Below are 16419 nucleotides of genomic sequence, written 5' to 3' on the forward strand. Positions count from 1 at the left end.
CTGCAGCAGACCACCGACGGCGGGTATATCCTGGGGGGAAGGTCTTGGTCTAATGCGGATATAGACGGAGGGAAAAGCGAAAACAATCGGGGCTTATCTGACTACTGGGTGGTAAAGCTAGGCTGCGAGACATCCCCCCCACTTGTGAACCTGGGCCCCGATCGCCCCCTTAGCTGTGCCGCGCCCGATACCCTGCGCACCTATTACGCCCCCACCCTCAGCTACCGCTGGTACACCCTGGCGGCAGGGGTAGAAGATCCAGTACCGGGCGCTGCCAGCCACGAGCTGGAGGTACTTGCGCAAGGAACCTACATCGTAGAGGTAGAAAACACCTGCAACCTCATTAGTCGCGATACGGTGGTGGTAGGCCCACCCGCTGCGCCCCCCAAGCCCACCCTTGGCCCCGACCGCCCCTGGTGCCGCTGGACAGACCAGAACGCCAACGCCCCGACCTACCCCCCCGCAGCCGGTAACCCCAGCCTGGTGGGGCCCGCTGGCAGCAGCTACCGCTGGTGGAAGAATGGGGTGGAACTGACCGACCAGACCAACCGAGTGCTTAGCATAAACGAAACGGGCACCTACGTGCTGGAGGCAAGCACTGCCTGTGGCACCAGCCGCGATACCGTCGTCCTCACCCGCTACGACGAGGTGCAGCCCTTCAGCCTCACCAGCACCAGCGAGCCCCGCCTCTGCCCCGGCGAAACCCAAACCTGGGTAGGCCCCAGCGGCGACTTTGCCTACACCTGGGAGTGGGCCCGAAACCCCGACTTTAGCCAAGTGATTGCCACCACCCGGCAGATTGCCCTCACCCAACCCGGCACCTACCGCCTGACGGCCATCGACAGCTGCGGCAACTATTACCGCGACTCAGTTGTCATCACCCAGCAGGCAGACCCCAGCACCCTGAGCCTCAACCTGCCGCCCCTGTACGACCGCTGCATCCAGCAGGGCCGTCCCCTGCAGCTGCCCGCCGACCTCGGGCTGGCCTACCGCTGGACCAGCGAAGACGGCACCCTGCTGGGCGAAAAGCCTGTGTTTATGCCCCCGAGCGGCCAGGGCGGCACGCTGACCCTCGAGATCAGCGACCGATGCGGCCGCAGTGCTACCGCCCAGGTAGAGGTCATCGACCCCGAAGCCTCGGCCGTACACCGCTGGGGCACGGCCTTCAGCCCCAACGCCGACGGCCTGCACGACACCTACCCCCCAGCCAGCTATCTGGACGGTGCCTACCGCCTGCAGGTATTCGACCGCTGGGGCCAGCAGGTGTATGCCGGCAGCGAACCCTGGCGCGGTACCGACGGCACGACGGACCTGCCCGAGGGGGCGTATGTAGTGCTGATCCAGGTGCCGGACTGCCAGGGTGGCACGCGCGAGCTGATCCGTACACTTACGGTTATCCGGTAGGGGGGGGGCGTTTGTGCCCTCAGGCAAGCCGGGAGATTTTTGCTTTGCCCTCCTCACGGGGTGCCACTACAGCGACTTGCGTAGCCGCGCCACAGGTATGTTTAGCTGCTCGCGGTATTTGGCTACGGTGCGGCGGGCTATATCGTAGCCCTTTTCAGCCAGCATTTCCGTCAGCCGGTCGTCGCTCAGTGGCTTCAGCCGGTCTTCTTCGTCTATCAGTGCCTGTAGCACCTTTTTTATTTCGCGGGTACTTACCTCATCTCCGCTCTGGGTGGTTACCCCCTCGCTAAAGAAGAATTTGAGGGGATAGATGCCGTATTCGGTTTGGACATATTTGCTGCTGGCCACCCGGCTCACGGTGCTGATGTCCATGCCTATTTCATCGGCTATGTCCTTCAGGATCATGGGCCGCAGGCAGCCCTCGTCGTCTTCGTTCACGAAAAACTCGCGTTGCTTGTCTATAATGGCTACCATGGTGCGCAGCAGGGTTAGCTGCCGCTGCTGTATGGCTTCTATAAACCAGTGTGCGGCCTCTATCTTCTGCTTCACAAAGCTGAGGGTCTCTTTGTCGGCCGTGCTCATCTTCTTTTTGTCGGCCCGGTCCATGTCGCCCAGCATCCGGATGTAGCGGCGGTTTACCCGCAGCTCGGGTGCATTTTTCTGGTTCAGTTTTACATCTACCTCGCCATCCACCACGCGTACAATATAGTCGGGTGTAATAATCTGGCTGATGCCCACGGCAGCGGTGCCTCCGGGCTTTGGGTTTAGGCGGGTAATGAGTGTGTAGGCTTCCTTGAAGAGTGCGCTGCCTGCACCGGTGCGCTCCTGTATCTTGTCCAGGTGTTTTTTGGTAAACTCATCAAAATACGTGTCTACAATGCTGCGGGCCAGCACCACCTCTGGGCTACTGGGTCTGCGCTGTAGCTGCAGGCTCAGGCACTCTTGCAGGTCTCGGGCTGCAATGCCGGGCGGATCCAGCGTCTGCACCAGGTGTAGCACTGCCTCCACCTCTGCATCCTGTACGGTGTAGCTGTAGCGAAACGCCAGGTCGTCCGTTATGCTGGCAATAGGCCGCCGGAAGTATCCGTCCTCGTCTATATTGCCTATTATCTGCTCGGCTATCATCCACGCATGGTCGTCCAGCACCTTCATGCTTAGTTGCCGGCGCAGTTCGTCATACATACTGTAGCCCTGCACCATCGGGGTTTCGTATCGCTCCTCATTGGGGTCTGTAGCCTGGCGGGTTTTGTAGGCGTAGTCTTCCTGTTGGTTCACGTACTCGTCCAGGCTCAGGTCTTTGTTCTGCTCATAGTCGGGTTCGGCCTCGGTAGGCTCATCGGCGTAGGGGCCCTCGGGCTGCTCTTCGGCCAGGGTACCCGCTTCCATCAGGGCAGGGTTTTCTTCCAGTTCCTCCTGTATACGTGCTTCCAGGGCTGTGGTGGGTATCTGTAGCAGCTTGATAAATTGAATCTGCTGCGGGCTGAGCTTTTGTAGCAGCTTTTGATGTAAGCCTTGCTTGAGCATGTGTGAAAAATGGGCAATGTGTGGTATAGCAGGGCAGGCACCCTGCATTACTCCGGGGGCTGGGCGCACCCAAGCCGCGCCTCGGTGTGATACGAATATAACACAAAAATCGCGCCAAGGTTTGCGCCTGTCCGGGGGTTTTGCGCAAAAACTAGCGGATGGTTACTCGTCTATGCGTATCAGGCTGCCCTCCGGGTAGGCCACCTGCTCCAGAAACAGGCCTTCGGGTGGGGCTGCAGGGCCTGTTCGGCTTCGGTCTTTTGCCTCTATGGCGGCCCTTAGCTCATCCAGGTGCATGCGGCCCCGGCCTACTAGCAGCATGGTGCCCACCAGGGCGCGTACCATACCCCGCAGGAAGCGGTTGGCAGCCACGGTGTAGGTCCACAGCCCAGGGCCATAGTGCCAGTCCGACCGTAGCAGCGTACACAGCGTGGTCTGGTTGTTTCCCCCGCTTTTGCAGACGCTGGCAAAGTCGGTGTACTGCATCAGGCAGGCTGCAGCCTCGTCCATGGCCTGTGTATCCAGCGGGCCGGTGTGCAGCAGGCTCTGGCCGCGCAGGTGTGGGTTTTTGGTGCGGCATATCTGGTAGCGGTACTGCCGCCGCGTGGCATCGTAGCGGGCGTGCAGGCCGGGGTTAGCGGGGGCGTATAGGCCCTGTATGCCTATGTCTGCCGGCAGCAGGCAGTTTAGCCGGTACACCAGCCCCTGCTGCTGGCCGGGGCTTAGGGGTAGGGGCTGGTCCCAGTGTGCCCACTGCTGGCAGGCGTGTACGCCTGCATCGGTGCGGCCGCTGCCCACCAGCGCTGTGGGTTGCTTCAGCAGCATGGATAGGGCTGCTTCCAGGCGTTGCTGAACGGTGGTGCTGCCGGGCTGTGCCTGCCAGCCATGATAGGCCCCTCCATCGTAGGCCAGCTGAATGAAGTAGCGCATGAGCAAAGATAGCAGCCCAGGCCCGGCCGTACCGGGCTGGCAGTAGCCAGATTCACAGAAAATTCACGACCGTTTTTTTGGAATACGCGCCCCTTAGCTGGACTTTTGTACAAGGGTATTTGGGCCGAGCAGGTGTCTCGTTCGCTTCAGATCTCCCCTTTCTGCGCAATACCATCTAACCGTCTATTTATCATCTATTTATGAAACAGTTTTTACTTCTGTTCGCCTGCCTCCCGGTACTTAGCTGGGCGCAGCAGGACTCTGTGCTGGCAGGTTCCACCCATGCCAATGACGTGTACTATAGCCTGGAGAACGGATCGACAGCGGCAACCACCGTGGCCGGAAACAACTGGGACCTGATGCTGACCGCTGTGGGTAGAGAGATGGGGGTGTATATCAATACGGTATACGGCGTTAAGCTATGGAAGCCCTTTGTAGACACGGCCAACGTGAACTGGGCAAACATGATAGACACGGTGGGCAAGCTGACCGAAGCCCGCCGCCTGCGGAACGACTACTACACCACCCAGGGGGGCAGCTATATAACCGGTGCTTTTAACACTACGCGGAGCCCATCCAGTTTTGTGGCCAGCCAGGGCATATTTACAGACCTGGGCTGGGGTTCCTACAACCCCCAGACCCGCACTACTACCGGAGACTCTATTTATGTGATAAAAACACGCAACAACGATACCCTGAAGCTGAAGTTTGGTGCCTGGAGTGGGCTGAACGATGTACCCATCAGCATTGCCCGCCTGAACGGAACCAATCCCCAGAACCTGACCCTGGACCGAAGCACCTACTCCGAGAAGACACACTTCTTCTTTGATTTTTCCACCAATGCTGCATTTAGCCGCGAGCCCAATAAGTCAGATTGGGACCTGCTTTTCACCCAGATCGAGGATGTGGTGGCACCTAATACCTACTACCCCTTTGCCACCGTGCTTACGAAGAAAGGCCTGCGTGTAGCCGAGTATGTGAATAGGACAAACAGGGACACGCGTACGGATACCACTGGCATGGCCTTTACCACCAGCCCCATGACCATCGGCCATGACTGGAAGTTATTTACGCCTGGTGCGCCTGGTGCGCCTGGTACTGGCTGGAGCTACGACGATAGCACCGCCTATTTTGTAGAAGATGCCGGTAAAGACGTATGGCGCATTGTATTCACCTTCTACAGCCAGGGTAAGTACAAGTTCAACAAGACGAAAGTGATAGACCGGATTACCAGCCGTGGCCAGGCTACGGCCGATAATGGCCTGCTCAGCTTTGGAGTAGGGCCAAACCCCGCCACCAGCTATGTGGATGTAGTGTATGAGCTAAGCCAGGTGCAGGGCCCGGTGCGCCTGCAGCTGCTAGACCTGCAGGGCCGCGTAGTGCAGGGCTATAGCCTGGATGCCCGTGCCGGTTTCTTTAGCCACCGCATGGCGCTGGATAATGTGCCCAACGGCTTGTATCTGCTTCAGCTGCAGAATGGTTCCTATCAGGCTAGCAAGCGCATCGTAGTTCAATAGTTATTGTTTCACAGGTTTTGATGGTTTACCGTTTTGTTTTCCACCTCCCTTTTCTGTGGTTGTGTGCATCCGCACAGCAGCTGCAGTTCATTGTGGAGGAGGACGGACAAAACGTACCGCTGGTAGGCGCCATTGTGCGCTACGCCACCCTGGCCGGGCCTCAGGCAGGTGTAGAGCAGATCGCCCTGACCGACTCCATAGGGCTGGTGTCCTTTACCGGAGACTATTCCGTACAGTTTGTTTTATCCGCCTATGGCTACCTGCCCGTGCAGGATACCCTGCCTCCTGGCGAGCTGCGCACCTACCTGGTACAGGCCGACCCCCAGGTGCTGGGCCCCATTGTGGTAACCCCCCTGTATGGCGAGCAGTACGCACACCAGGCCGTACAGAAAATCCAGGTCATCCAGCGAGACCGTATAGAGGCGCAGGGTGCCGTAAATCTGGCCGACCTGCTATCCAACCAGCCAAACGTACAGCTCCAGCGGGATAACATCCTGGGCACCGGGCTAAGCCTGCAGGGCATGCCCGGCCAGCATGTGAAGATCCTGATAGACGGCGTGCCCGTTATAGGGCGGCTGAATGGAAATGTGGACCTAAGCCAGATCAACCTGAATACGGTGCAGCGGGTAGAAATCATAGAGGGCCCCATGTCCGTAATCTATGGCACCGATGCCCTGGGTGGGGTTATCAACCTGATTACCCAGGTACCCACCGCAGACTCTAGCCACACCGATGGCCGCCTGCGTGGCTACTACGAGAGTGTGGGCCAGTATAACCTGGATGGCGGGCTGACTACCCAGCAGGGCCCCTGGCAGCTAAGCGCCAGCGCGGGCCGAAACTTCTTTGCCGGATGGCGCCCCTCCGGCTGGGGAGACAACCGCAGCCACCAGTGGAAGCCCAAAGAACAATACTTCGGCAACCTGTCCGTAACCCGAAGATTCAAAGACCTGAACCTGAGCGCAAACACGCAGGTATTCGACGAAACCCTTTACAACCTTGGCAGAGTGGTAGTAACGCCCCAGTTTGCCCGAGCAACCGACGAACTTTTTTATACCCGACGCGCCAGTGGCGGTGTAGTACTGGATGGCTACGTGGCCGAGAATCGGCACCTGAATGTAGTGGCCAACTACAACTATTACCGCCGCCGTCGCGAAACCCTCATCAAAAACATGGTAACGCTGGACGAAAGCCCCAGCCCAGACCCCACCACACAAGACACTTCTCGCTTCGACCTCTACACCCTGCGTGCTGTATACAGCCAGCGCGTGCCCCAGGCAAGGCTGAACTATCAGTTTGGCATGGATGTAAACACGGAAGTAGGCACGGGTAAGCGCCTGCTGGATGAGCGCCAACAGATAGGGGACTATGCGGCCTTTGTGACGCTGCAATACAAAGCCAGTACCCGCCTACTGCTAAGCCCGGCCCTGCGCATGGCCTACAACACACGCTATGCTGCCAGCCCCATACCCAGCCTGAACCTGCGCTATAGCCTGAGCGACCGAACCACCCTGCGTGCTAGCTATGCAGCCGGCTTTAGAGCCCCTACGCTGAAGGAGCTTAATTTTTTCTTTGTAGATCAAAACCACAACATACGGGGAAACGAAAAGCTGGAGGCCGAGCGAAGCCACAACCTGAGCCTGCAGCTGGTGCACGACTGGCGGATACGCAAGGGCCTGCTGACCCTGGAGGCCTCCGGCTTCTACAACCAGGTGAAAAACTGGATAGAGCTGGCTCAGGTAGACCCTACTACCTCGCTCTACACCTATGTGAACGTGCGCGACTACTACACACACGGTGCCAACCTGGGGGTTACCCTACAGCGAGGCAACGCCTCGGTTCAGCTGGGGACCAATGTAACGGCCCGATACAACTTTGTGCAGGCTGCCAATACGCCCGACTACTACTATGCCCCAGGCGTGCAGCTCAATCCTTCCTATCATTTCCGCCAGATCGGCCTGCGGGTATCGGCATTCTACAAGTACAATGGCCGGGTACTCAGTGTGGTGCTGCTGGAGCAGAGCGGACGCGAGGAAATCCAGCAAAATTTTGTGGACGCTTACCATACCCTGGACCTGACCCTGACCAAGAGCCTGTGGAAAAACAAGCTCCAAATCGTATCGGGTGTGAAGAACGCCCTGGATGTAACCCAGGTAAATGCGAACCAAACCGGGGGTGTGCACAGTTCGGGTAGTACCGCCGTGCCCATCTCTTACGGTCGCTCTCTATTTTTATCAGCCCAAATCTCTCTATGACATTTCCTTGCTCACGGTTCCTACTCGGCGCATTGTTCCTGCTGCTGGCCACTGCCTGTGTACCCGAGGATGAGGCCGTAACCCTGCCACCTGTGTCAGACTCACTGGTGGTGACGGAACTGGAGATGGGAGCCGAGTATCCTAACCGAGTATACTTCGACCTGGGCAGCCAGGAGGCCACAGTGGTGCCGAACAAGACCTATGACCTACAGCTGGAATCGAGCCCCGCTGGCGATATGCTCTATGTGAACACGGGGAAGCAAATACGGGTATTAGCCGTAACACAGATTGTTGAGTCGGTGGATTCCAGTGAGGGCGGTACAGGGGTAGTATACGGTCCGATAGACCCGGCACTGGTAGTGCAACATATCGTGGCCCCCATACCTGAGTATACGTTTGTTCCCGACAGCCCAAGCCTGAGAGCTGACAGCGTTGTGTTCAGAGACTGGCAGACTGGCAACTTCCTGTACGTGCTACAGCGCGGGGTACGCACACCCGGCTTCGACTGGGATAAGCTGATGTATAAGCTCAAGGTAATATCGGCAGATGTCGATAGCTGGACGATAGAATGGGGACCCCTGAATGCCACGTTGCTTACACGAACGGTTATCCCCAAGGACAAGAGCCGTAGCTTTACCTACTTCAGCTTTGATAACGGTGGCCAGGTTGTACAGGTAGAGCCGCCCAAAAAAGATTGGGACCTCGTTTTCCAACAGTACAGCCACATTTTCACTACCGAACCGGTAAACTCCCCCTTTCGAAACTATGCGGTAACAGGGGCGATTGCCAACCTTAGTCAGGGCGTGCAAGCCCTGCGCATGCATACCCAAGACCTGCCCTGGGAGGAGGCCAGCCTGGCAGATGCACAAGGCCGTATGCTGAGTGACAAGGCGGATGAGATTGGCTTCGATTGGAAGTCGTACGACATACAGGATTCCTTTTTTACCATTATCCCCGATGTATACTACTATATTCGGGATACGGATGGTACGTACTACAAGCTTCGCTTCCTCGATTTTTACGGCTCTGATGGTGTAAAGGGCAGCCCGCTGTTTGAGTATAAACAGCTAAAATAGTAGCCAGCTAGCAGCCCTCGGCCCTGGCAGGTTCCCTGCGCAGGGATGTGGTGGCCAAGTGCCAGCGTTCCAGGCTACAGCCTCCGGCGATAAACCGTTTCAGGCACATGATACAAGACCTGTATGCCCTGCTCGAGGAGAAGTACCGGCAGTACAATTGCCCCGGCTTTATTGCAGACGACCCCATTTCTATCCCCCATCAGTTTCGTAACCGGGTGGATATTGAGATCGCCGGTTTCTGGGTAGCCACCCTGGCCTGGGGGCAGCGGCGCACCATCCTGCGGTCTGCCCAGCAGCTCATGGGCCTCATGGGGCACGAGCCCCACCGCTTTGTACTAGCAGCCAGCGAGGCCGAGCAGGCCCAGCTGGATCATTTTGTACACCGCACCTTCAATGGTATAGATGCACGCTACTTCCTGCGTGCCCTGCGGCACCTGTACACTACGGCGGGTGGCCTGGAGGGCGTATTTCGTGCGGGTGTGCAGCCCGGAGCAACTACCCTGGCGGGCGGTATCCGGCACTTCTATCAGCAGTTTTTTGCACTGCCCGGGGTGCCCCCGCGCACCCGCAAGCATGTGCCGAACATAGACAAGGGGGCGGCAGCTAAGCGCCTGAATATGTACTTGCGCTGGATGATACGCAAAGACAAGCAGGGGGTAGATTTCGGCCTCTGGGACCTACCTCCCCGCCTGCTGCTGTGCCCGCTGGATGTGCACACTGGCCGGGTGGCCCGCCACCTGGGCCTGCTACAGCGCAGGCAGGATGACTGGCGGGCCGTGTGCGAGCTGACCGAGGCCCTGCGCCAGCTGGACCCCGAGGATCCCGTGAAGTACGACTTTGCCCTGTTTGGCCTGGGCGCAGCCGAGGGCATGCGCTAGCCAGCTGCCCCAGGCATAGCTGCAGTTGTTGCGAAAAACAACCCTACTTCCCATCTTTAGGTATGCCTGCCATGAAGATAGTGGGCACGGGCCCAAGGCCCCTGCTGCTGCTACACCCCTACCTGGTGCCGGGGGTCCTGTACGTGCCGCTGGTGGCAGGCTGGGCCGCGGCCTACACCTGCTACCTCCCGGATTTCAGGGGGTATGCCAGCCGCGCCGACGAACCGGGGCCCTATACACTGGCGCAGTATGCCAGCGATGTAGCCCTGCAGATGTAGCAGCAGGGGGTAGAGGCCTACGACGTGCTGGGGGTAAGCATGGGCGGGCTGGTGGCCCAGCTGCTGGCACGGCAGCAGGCCTGCCAGGTGCAGCGGCTGGTGCTAGCCTGCACCTATGCCTATAAGCCCCGCACGCTGCGCGAAAAAGCCCAACGCATGGCCCTGCCCAGGGCGGTGCGCCGCCTGGGTGGGCGCGGCCTGGCACGCATCCTGTATGCTGAGCTGCGCAAGTATGGGCAGCCCCGGCTACAGGATGTTTTGCCCCTGCGGCAGCTGCTAGAGCAGACCCGCACAGAAGTGCTGCTGGAAAACGCCCGAGAGCTATTCCACTTCGATGCGCGGCCCTGGCTACCCCAGCTACGGCAGCCTACCCTGGTAATAGCCGCAGCGCAAGACCGGATGGTGCCCCTGCACCACGGCAGGCAGCTACAGCGGCTCATCCCACAGGCCCGGCTGGAGGTAATAGGCGGTGCTGCACACCTGTGCTGCTACACCCATGCAGGCCAGTTCTGGCCCGGGGTCTTCCGCTGGCTTAGCGCACAGGCATAAGCAGGGCACTCCAGTCGCGCACATACCACCGCTGCCCGCTGTACCAGCAGGATGGGCCGTGGGCTGCTGGTGCCACTGCTTTTCAGCAAAAACTGACCCTCCTTGGCATCTGTCATCTTGCTCCGCAGTATCACCAGGGTGTAGGGTGGGGCAGGCAGCGCGTAGCCTGCGTCGGGCTGGGTGCCCTGTATGTAGCTGTGCACAATAGGCCGCTGTAGCTGCGCATGCAGCAGGCTCAGGTCCGTACGTTTCAGGGTATAGCCTCCGGGTGCTTTGGCGTCTATCTGCAGTAGCTCGGGGTCTACCAGCTGGGTCAGGGCTTGCGTGCCAGCGGCGGCATCCTGCGTAAACAGGTGCAGCGCCGCTATGTATAGGGCAATAACATCCTCGGGCTGCGTGCCAGCGGCCCGGTAGGCCGCTGCAAAGTCCGCATAGCTTTCGGGTAGGCGTGCCAGTGTTATCTCGGCATACACGGTGTGCTGGGCACCGGCGGGCTGCGCAGCCACACCCACCAGGCCAGCGAACAGCAGAACCCTGTACAGACGCATCATCCTCCAATATACGGAGGTGGAGCTACTTGTGGGAATGACGGAAATAAAAAAGTTGGGGGACTCAAGCCATGTAGGCGAATCAACCCCAACCCTTGCTCTTTCTTGTGATGCAGTAAAGATACTACCTGGCTACCCAGCTGCCCCATGGGGTGGCCTGAACCGTATGAATAGCCGACTGAACGGTATGGAAGGGCACCTGAACGGTAATTGCGACGGCTCAGCACGCACAGCCGCGGGTCTTTTCTTTTCAGGGAAGGCATGCGGATGGCGAAGCCGCAGGCCAGCGCGGGGCACTGCGGACTCGCACCCTGGCGCCTGGGTGCCCGATTCTCTTTTTTGGGACAGGGTATAGCCTGTTTGTTCAAGCCTGTGGCCTGGGCCTATAGGCAGCATGTAGGGTTGGGCAGGCCTAGCCTCGGGGCAGGAACACCTCGGCCAGCATGCAGCGCGCGCTGCCGCCCCCCGTTATCTCTATGTGCGTAAGGTCTACCGGCAGCAGTTCGCAGTGATTGTGCAGCCGCGCAAGCTGTTCTGCTGCTAGCGCCCGGTAGGCCCGCTTGCTCAGCACCAGCTTATAGGTGCCCTGTGTGCTGCGTAGCAGCAGCATATTGCCGGCCATATCATATACCTGATCCAGCGAGATGGCTATCACCTCGTGCCCGGTTTTATTCAGGCTGCGGACCAGCGTGTCGCGTTCGGCGGCATCTGGTACTGCTTCCAGGCATACTACGGCAAACGTATGCCCAATGCTCATGACTACATTGGTATGATACACGTCCTGTCCGTTTCGGTCTACAGCCCGGAATGCTACCACCTGGTAGCCCATGGCCTCGGCCCATTCGTTCAGCAGGCGCTGGTCTGTGCGCGGGCTCAGGCAGGCGTAGGCCACGTGGTGGGCACGGTCTAGCACCAGGCTGCCCGTTCCTTCCAGATATTGCTTTTGGTCTGCCCGTCCGCTTAGGTTCAGCACTTGGCGTATTTCATAGCCCATGGTGCCCTCCAGGTATTCCAGGATGTCTGGCCGCACCTCACGCTGGCGGTTGGCCGCGTGCATGGGGTATAGCACCACGGTTCCGTCTGGGTGGGTGCTTATCCAGTTGTTGGGGAAGATGGCATCCGGCTTGGGGGGCTCCGGCTGGTCTGTGCACACAATCACGTTGATGCCTGCCTCGCGCAGGGCTTGCGCCATGGCATCAAACTCGGCAATGGCCAGCTTGGCTACATCCATGCCCGCCTGCGCGCGCGACTGAAAAGCATTGTTTGCCGCCGTTTCAGCATTGTAGCCAAAGTGGGCGGGCCGGATCATCAGCACCGTATCGGTGGTTTGCGAAGCCATTTATTTTTCGAAATCTGGGGTGAAGGGGGTAGGGGGGGGAGAAGCGAGGGGGGCCTACAGGCTATCGCGCAGCAGGGGCATACTCATGCAGTGGCTGCCGCCCCGGGCACGGCTTAGCTCGGCACTGGGTAGCAGGATGATGGTTTGCTCGATGGTATCGGGGTTTTCGGTACCGGCCTCAAAGGCAGCCAGCAGGTCTCTGGCTGGTATGCAGCGGTAGCCCGCGCGGCCAAAGGCTTTCATGGTCTCATCGTTTCGGTCGTAGCCTATGGCCACGCCCTCCTTCAGCACCAGCAGGTTGCAGCTATCGGTCCACTGCTCGCGCTCGGCGTACGGAAACTCGTCTCCGCCGCTGTACACAAAGTGTACGTCGCCCGCCACGCCCAGGTCGGTTTTGCTCAGGTCTTCCAGCAGGTCCTCCAGGTAGTCAAACCGCTTGGGCTCGTTGAAGCCCCGTTCAAACTGGTGGATCGTCAGGGGGTCGTATACCGGCTCGTCCAGCAGGGTGCGCACCACGTACTGCTCGGTCTGCTTCTGCTTGGCACTCAGGCCCCCGAATAGCACCCAGCAGTCGCGTGCCACCTGGGTAAACACGGTGTCGATGTGCATAAACTCGCGCTTGGCCGGTATGCGTATCACGCTCACCTTTTCCACCACGTTGCGCTCAAACAGGCGCTGGATTACCTGGTTTACCGCATAGGCGCTGGTGCGCTCGCTGATGCCAATGAAAAGATGATTGGGCGCCACCATCATCACATCCCCGCCCTCCAGGGTTACGGTAATGCGCTCCCGCTCCTTGTCGCTTAGCAAAAAGTAGTGCTCGTCTTCGTACAGCTCTATGATGTTCTGTCTGCGGCTTTCGAAATACGGGTGGCTGAAAAACATGTATTTGGCTAGCAGGGCCTCGCGGGTGCGGGCCAGCTTGGCCGGCTTGTTTAGCAGCAGGTGGTCGTTGATAACGATGCCAATGTCTCGCGTAAAAATGAGGTTTGCCAGCGGGTGGAAGATCATGGTTTTGTCTGGCAGGCTGCCCGTTATCAGCGTATTGGCCAGTAGGGCAGGCTCCAGCGCCAGCAGCTGGCTTTTCATCCGGGTACTTATGCCCTCTATGGCACACACGGCTGCCACCAGCTGTAGGCGTACCTCCCGGTCGGCCAGCACATCGGCTATCAGGCGGTGTATGTCCAGCACATGCTCGCTGTTGTGAAATCCCGGCTTGGTGGGCTTGTAAAATGCACGCTGGTTTTTGGGGTCGTCTATTTCGGCCAGCTTGCCCCGCACCTTGTCGGGGTCCAGGAAGTAGAGCAGCGTCTTTATAAAATAGTCGTACTCCTCGCGCTGTATCCGGGGCACGTGTACAATGTCTTCAAACAGCCACTCCTGCGCCTTGCTGGGCACTATCTTGCCCAGGCCGCTATTGGGGCTGTGGATCAGTACCTTGCGCAGGCGGCCTATCTCCGTGTTTACGTGAAAATGTATCATGGCCCGCAAAGATACAACAGCCCTCCCAATCTTTCCGCCAGCCGGGTTATTTGGCCCGGCTGGGGCCTTGTGTTGGCTTTGCGCATTAAAAATAGGCCGATAACTGTGGACGCATGGCAGCGGGGCTCGTACCTTTGGCCCATGTTTGCAGGCATACCCGGGCAGGAAAAGCTGAAACAGACCCTGGCGCAGATGGCCGCGCAGCAGCGCATGCCCCATGCCCTGCTACTGCGTGGGCCCGACGGGGTGGGCAAGCTACCCCTGGCCCTACAGCTGGCGGCCTGGCTAAACTGTGGCCAGCAGGAGGTGCCCAATGACCCCCGGTGGAAGCAGATAACCCGCCTGGAGCACCCGGATGTACGGGTGGTACCGCCGCTTTTTGCCAAAACGGTGGACGGGAAAAAGCTGACGAGTGATGACTTTGCCGCCGAGTTTCGCCAGTTTATCCAGCAGCAGCCCTGGGGCCTGCTGGACGCCTGGGGCGAGCTGCTGTACGACAGCAAAACCTTTACCGCCAAGGGCGAGGGGGGCAAAAACAAGCAGTTCAACATCCCCATAGACGAGATACGGCTGCTGCACCGCCGCCTGCAGCTGCGGCCCCAGCCGGGTAGCCAGCGGGTGGTGATCCTGTGGCATGCCGAGAAGCTGAACATAAATGCGGCCAACGCCTTCTTGAAGCTGCTGGAAGAACCCCCCGAGCACACCCTGCTGATCCTGACTGCCGGAGAGGGTAGCCTGCTGCTGCCCACCATTACCAGCCGCTGCCAGAGCCTGGTGTTTGAGCGGCTACCGGCCCCGCACCTACAGCAGTGGCTGGAGCAAGACCATGCCGTACCCACCCCCCTGGCCGAGGAGCTGGCCCTGGTGGCCGACGGCAGCCCCGGCAGGGCACTGGCGCTGGCGCAAACGACGGAAAACCCCTTCCGACAGGCCTTTATGGACTGGATGCGGATGTGCTACGAGGGTAAGGAGGACCGGATAGCCGACTTTGCCGAGCAGATGCGGGGCCACAGCCTGGAGTACCAGCGCCGCTTCCTAGAGTTTAGCCTGCAGAAGCTGCGCGATGCCCTGGCCCATGTGGCCGGGGTGCCCCAGCTGGCCCTGGCCACCGCTGCCGAGCAGCAGTTTCTGGCCCGCTTCAGCCAGTTTATGGGCCTGGGCAGCATAGAGCTGCTGGAGCAGCACATAGAGGAAGCCCTGCGCCAGGCCACCGGCTATGTGCACAGCCCCCTGCTATTCACCGTGCTGAGCCACCGGGCACACCAGGCCATGGGGGCCGCTGCCCCCTAGCAGCCCCCGCTGCTGCCAGCCAGCGAAGCCCCGATCCACTTGAAAGGGTATTTGTTGTGTTTTACCGATAGACTGGCACTCGCGTCTGTTTGCTTTTACTAAATTTGTTGGTTAATCAGTTCAGCTTAACTTAACCCTGCTCCGTATGAACCTTTTTTTCTTACACAGATTCTGCCTTTTTGCCCTGCTGCTGCTTGCCGCGCTGGGTATAGCCCAGGCCCAGCAGCCCGGCGACATCGATCAAAGCTTCCACCATGGTCAAGGCCACGCCTTTTTACAAGAAAACGGCGTGGGAACGGGTGCGAATAATACGATTGGGGTTCTTGCTGTTCAGCCCGATAACAAAGTGTTGATTGGAGGATTATTTACGTATTACAATGGAATGATCCGCAATCGAATCGCCCGATTGAATGCGGATGGGAGCTTAGATGTGAACTTTAACCCCACCGGTAGTGGCGCGAATGATGAGGTTAGTGCTGTCATTGTACAGTCCGACGGCAAGGTGCTGATCGGGGGTAAGTTTACATCTTATAACGGCACCGCACGCAATCGAATCACCAGATTGAATGCGGATGGCAGCTTAGATGTGAACTTTAACCCTACCGGTAGTGGCGCGAATGATGAGATTAGTGCTGTCATTGTACAGTCCGACGGTAAGGTGCTGATTGGAGGTAGGTTTACATCTTATAACGGCACCGCACGCAATCGAATCGCCCGATTGAATTCGGATGGGAGCTTAGATGTGAACTTTAACCCCATCGGTAGTGGCGCGAATGATGAGATTAGTGCACTTGCCCTGCAAGCCGGGGGAAAGGTAGTGATTGGTGGGGAATTTACGTCTTATAATGGCACGTCCCGCAGCCGCATTGCCCGTCTGAATGCGGACGGTAGTTTGGATACTGGCTTTAACCCCGGTACAGGGCCGGATGATGCGGTTTTTGCCCTCGCGCTACAGCCGGACGGCAAGGTGCTAATCGGTGGGGCGCTTACGTCTTTTAGCGGTGTTACCCGCAACAAAATAGCCCGCTTAAATGTAGATGGTAGCCTGGATACTGGCTTTGCACCTGACACTGGTGCAAACGAAGACATTTTATCCCTCATCCTTTTGTCTGACGGCAAGGTGCTAATTGGTGGGGTGTTTTGGGCATACGATGGCATATCCCGCAATGGTGTCGCCCGCTTGAATGCAAATGGCAGCTTAGATAACGCAGTTTTTACTCCTACAGGCACGGGGCTAAATGATCAGATTAATGCCCTGGCCCTTCAACCTGACGGGCCAGTTGTCAAGGTGCTAATTGGTGGGGACTTTACAACCCACAACGAATCAGGACGCAATCGAATCGCCCGTTTAA

The 16419-nt window shown here is 58.7% G+C and carries 14 protein-coding genes; 9 read left to right on the forward strand and 5 right to left on the reverse strand.

Features of this window, described 5'->3' with window-relative positions:
- The coding region (locus LW884_10640; GenBank protein MCE3008784.1) for a gliding motility-associated C-terminal domain-containing protein at positions 1–1404 on the forward strand (1404 nt) is incomplete at its 5' end.
- Positions 1405–1470: 66 nt separating this feature from the next.
- Here LW884_10640 and rpoN read toward each other — a convergent pair.
- Together rpoN and truA are read right to left on the reverse strand one after the other, a co-directional pair.
- Positions 1471–2928: an RNA polymerase factor sigma-54 gene (rpoN, locus tag LW884_10645; GenBank protein MCE3008785.1), complete on the reverse strand. Its 1458-nt coding sequence runs from the start codon at positions 2926–2928 to the stop codon at positions 1471–1473.
- 162 nt (positions 2929–3090) lie between these two features.
- Complete coding sequence (gene truA / locus LW884_10650) at positions 3091–3858, reverse strand: tRNA pseudouridine(38-40) synthase TruA (GenBank protein ID MCE3008786.1); 768 nt, start codon at positions 3856–3858, stop codon at positions 3091–3093.
- A gap of 200 nt (positions 3859–4058) precedes the next feature.
- On the opposite strand from truA, the gene LW884_10655 reads away from it, so the two are divergent.
- The 6 genes from LW884_10655 (at position 4059) to LW884_10680 (ending at position 10408) form a co-directional block, all read left to right on the forward strand.
- Entirely contained in the window at positions 4059–5375 is a 1317-nt protein-coding gene (locus LW884_10655; protein MCE3008787.1) for a T9SS type A sorting domain-containing protein, read from the forward strand.
- Between the two features lie 20 nt (positions 5376–5395).
- Entirely contained in the window at positions 5396–7627 is a 2232-nt protein-coding gene (locus LW884_10660; GenBank protein ID MCE3008788.1) for a TonB-dependent receptor, read from the forward strand.
- Between the two features lie 32 nt (positions 7628–7659).
- The gene (locus LW884_10665) at positions 7660–8703 is read left to right on the forward strand and encodes an HmuY family protein (GenBank protein MCE3008789.1); all 1044 of its coding nucleotides are present in this window, start codon (positions 7660–7662) and stop codon (positions 8701–8703) included.
- 107 nt (positions 8704–8810) lie between these two features.
- The gene (locus tag LW884_10670; GenBank protein ID MCE3008790.1) at positions 8811–9581 is read left to right on the forward strand and encodes a TIGR02757 family protein; all 771 of its coding nucleotides are present in this window, start codon (positions 8811–8813) and stop codon (positions 9579–9581) included.
- A gap of 62 nt (positions 9582–9643) precedes the next feature.
- Entirely contained in the window at positions 9644–9859 is a 216-nt protein-coding gene (locus LW884_10675) for a hypothetical protein (GenBank protein MCE3008791.1), read from the forward strand.
- Between the two features lie 24 nt (positions 9860–9883).
- Positions 9884–10408 (forward strand): alpha/beta hydrolase, encoded by a 525-nt coding sequence (locus tag LW884_10680; GenBank protein MCE3008792.1) that lies wholly within the window; start codon positions 9884–9886, stop codon positions 10406–10408.
- Here LW884_10680 and LW884_10685 read toward each other — a convergent pair.
- The 3 genes from LW884_10685 to LW884_10695 all read right to left on the reverse strand — a co-directional run bounded on the left by LW884_10685 (position 10348) and on the right by LW884_10695 (position 13777).
- Positions 10348–10959, reverse strand: a complete 612-nt coding sequence (locus tag LW884_10685) for a hypothetical protein (GenBank protein MCE3008793.1) — start codon at positions 10957–10959, stop codon at positions 10348–10350. The genes LW884_10680 and LW884_10685 overlap by 61 nt on opposite strands.
- A gap of 409 nt (positions 10960–11368) precedes the next feature.
- A complete protein-coding gene (locus LW884_10690; protein ID MCE3008794.1) occupies positions 11369–12295 on the reverse strand; it encodes an arginine deiminase-related protein in 927 nt (308 codons plus the stop codon).
- 54 nt (positions 12296–12349) lie between these two features.
- Positions 12350–13777, reverse strand: coding sequence for an arginine deiminase family protein (locus LW884_10695; GenBank protein MCE3008795.1), 1428 nt, complete (start codon positions 13775–13777; stop codon positions 12350–12352).
- 141 nt (positions 13778–13918) lie between these two features.
- On the opposite strand from LW884_10695, the gene LW884_10700 reads away from it, so the two are divergent.
- Both LW884_10700 and LW884_10705 read left to right on the forward strand, forming a co-directional pair.
- Positions 13919–15067 (forward strand): hypothetical protein, encoded by a 1149-nt coding sequence (locus LW884_10700; protein MCE3008796.1) that lies wholly within the window; start codon positions 13919–13921, stop codon positions 15065–15067.
- A 145-nt stretch (positions 15068–15212) separates the two neighbouring features.
- On the forward strand, positions 15213–16419 hold a 1207-nt coding region (locus LW884_10705; protein MCE3008797.1), incomplete at its 3' end, for a delta-60 repeat domain-containing protein.

It is taken from the genome of Bacteroidota bacterium (assembly GCA_021300195.1).
Lineage (GTDB): Bacteria > Bacteroidota > Bacteroidia > J057 > JAJTIE01 > JAJTIE01.

Coding starts and splice junctions, on each gene's coding strand:
- LW884_10695 (MCE3008795.1), bottom strand. CDS start 13,777: ATGATACATTTTCACGTAAACACGGAGATAGGCCGCCTGCGCAAGGTA.
- LW884_10700 (MCE3008796.1), top strand. CDS start 13,919: ATGTTTGCAGGCATACCCGGGCAGGAAAAGCTGAAACAGACCCTGGCG.
- truA (MCE3008786.1), bottom strand. CDS start 3,858: ATGCGCTACTTCATTCAGCTGGCCTACGATGGAGGGGCCTATCATGGC.
- LW884_10685 (MCE3008793.1), bottom strand. CDS start 10,959: ATGATGCGTCTGTACAGGGTTCTGCTGTTCGCTGGCCTGGTGGGTGTG.
- LW884_10670 (MCE3008790.1), top strand. CDS start 8,811: ATGATACAAGACCTGTATGCCCTGCTCGAGGAGAAGTACCGGCAGTAC.
- LW884_10655 (MCE3008787.1), top strand. CDS start 4,059: ATGAAACAGTTTTTACTTCTGTTCGCCTGCCTCCCGGTACTTAGCTGG.
- LW884_10660 (MCE3008788.1), top strand. CDS start 5,396: ATGGTTTACCGTTTTGTTTTCCACCTCCCTTTTCTGTGGTTGTGTGCA.
- LW884_10675 (MCE3008791.1), top strand. CDS start 9,644: ATGCCTGCCATGAAGATAGTGGGCACGGGCCCAAGGCCCCTGCTGCTG.
- LW884_10690 (MCE3008794.1), bottom strand. CDS start 12,295: ATGGCTTCGCAAACCACCGATACGGTGCTGATGATCCGGCCCGCCCAC.
- rpoN (MCE3008785.1), bottom strand. CDS start 2,928: ATGCTCAAGCAAGGCTTACATCAAAAGCTGCTACAAAAGCTCAGCCCG.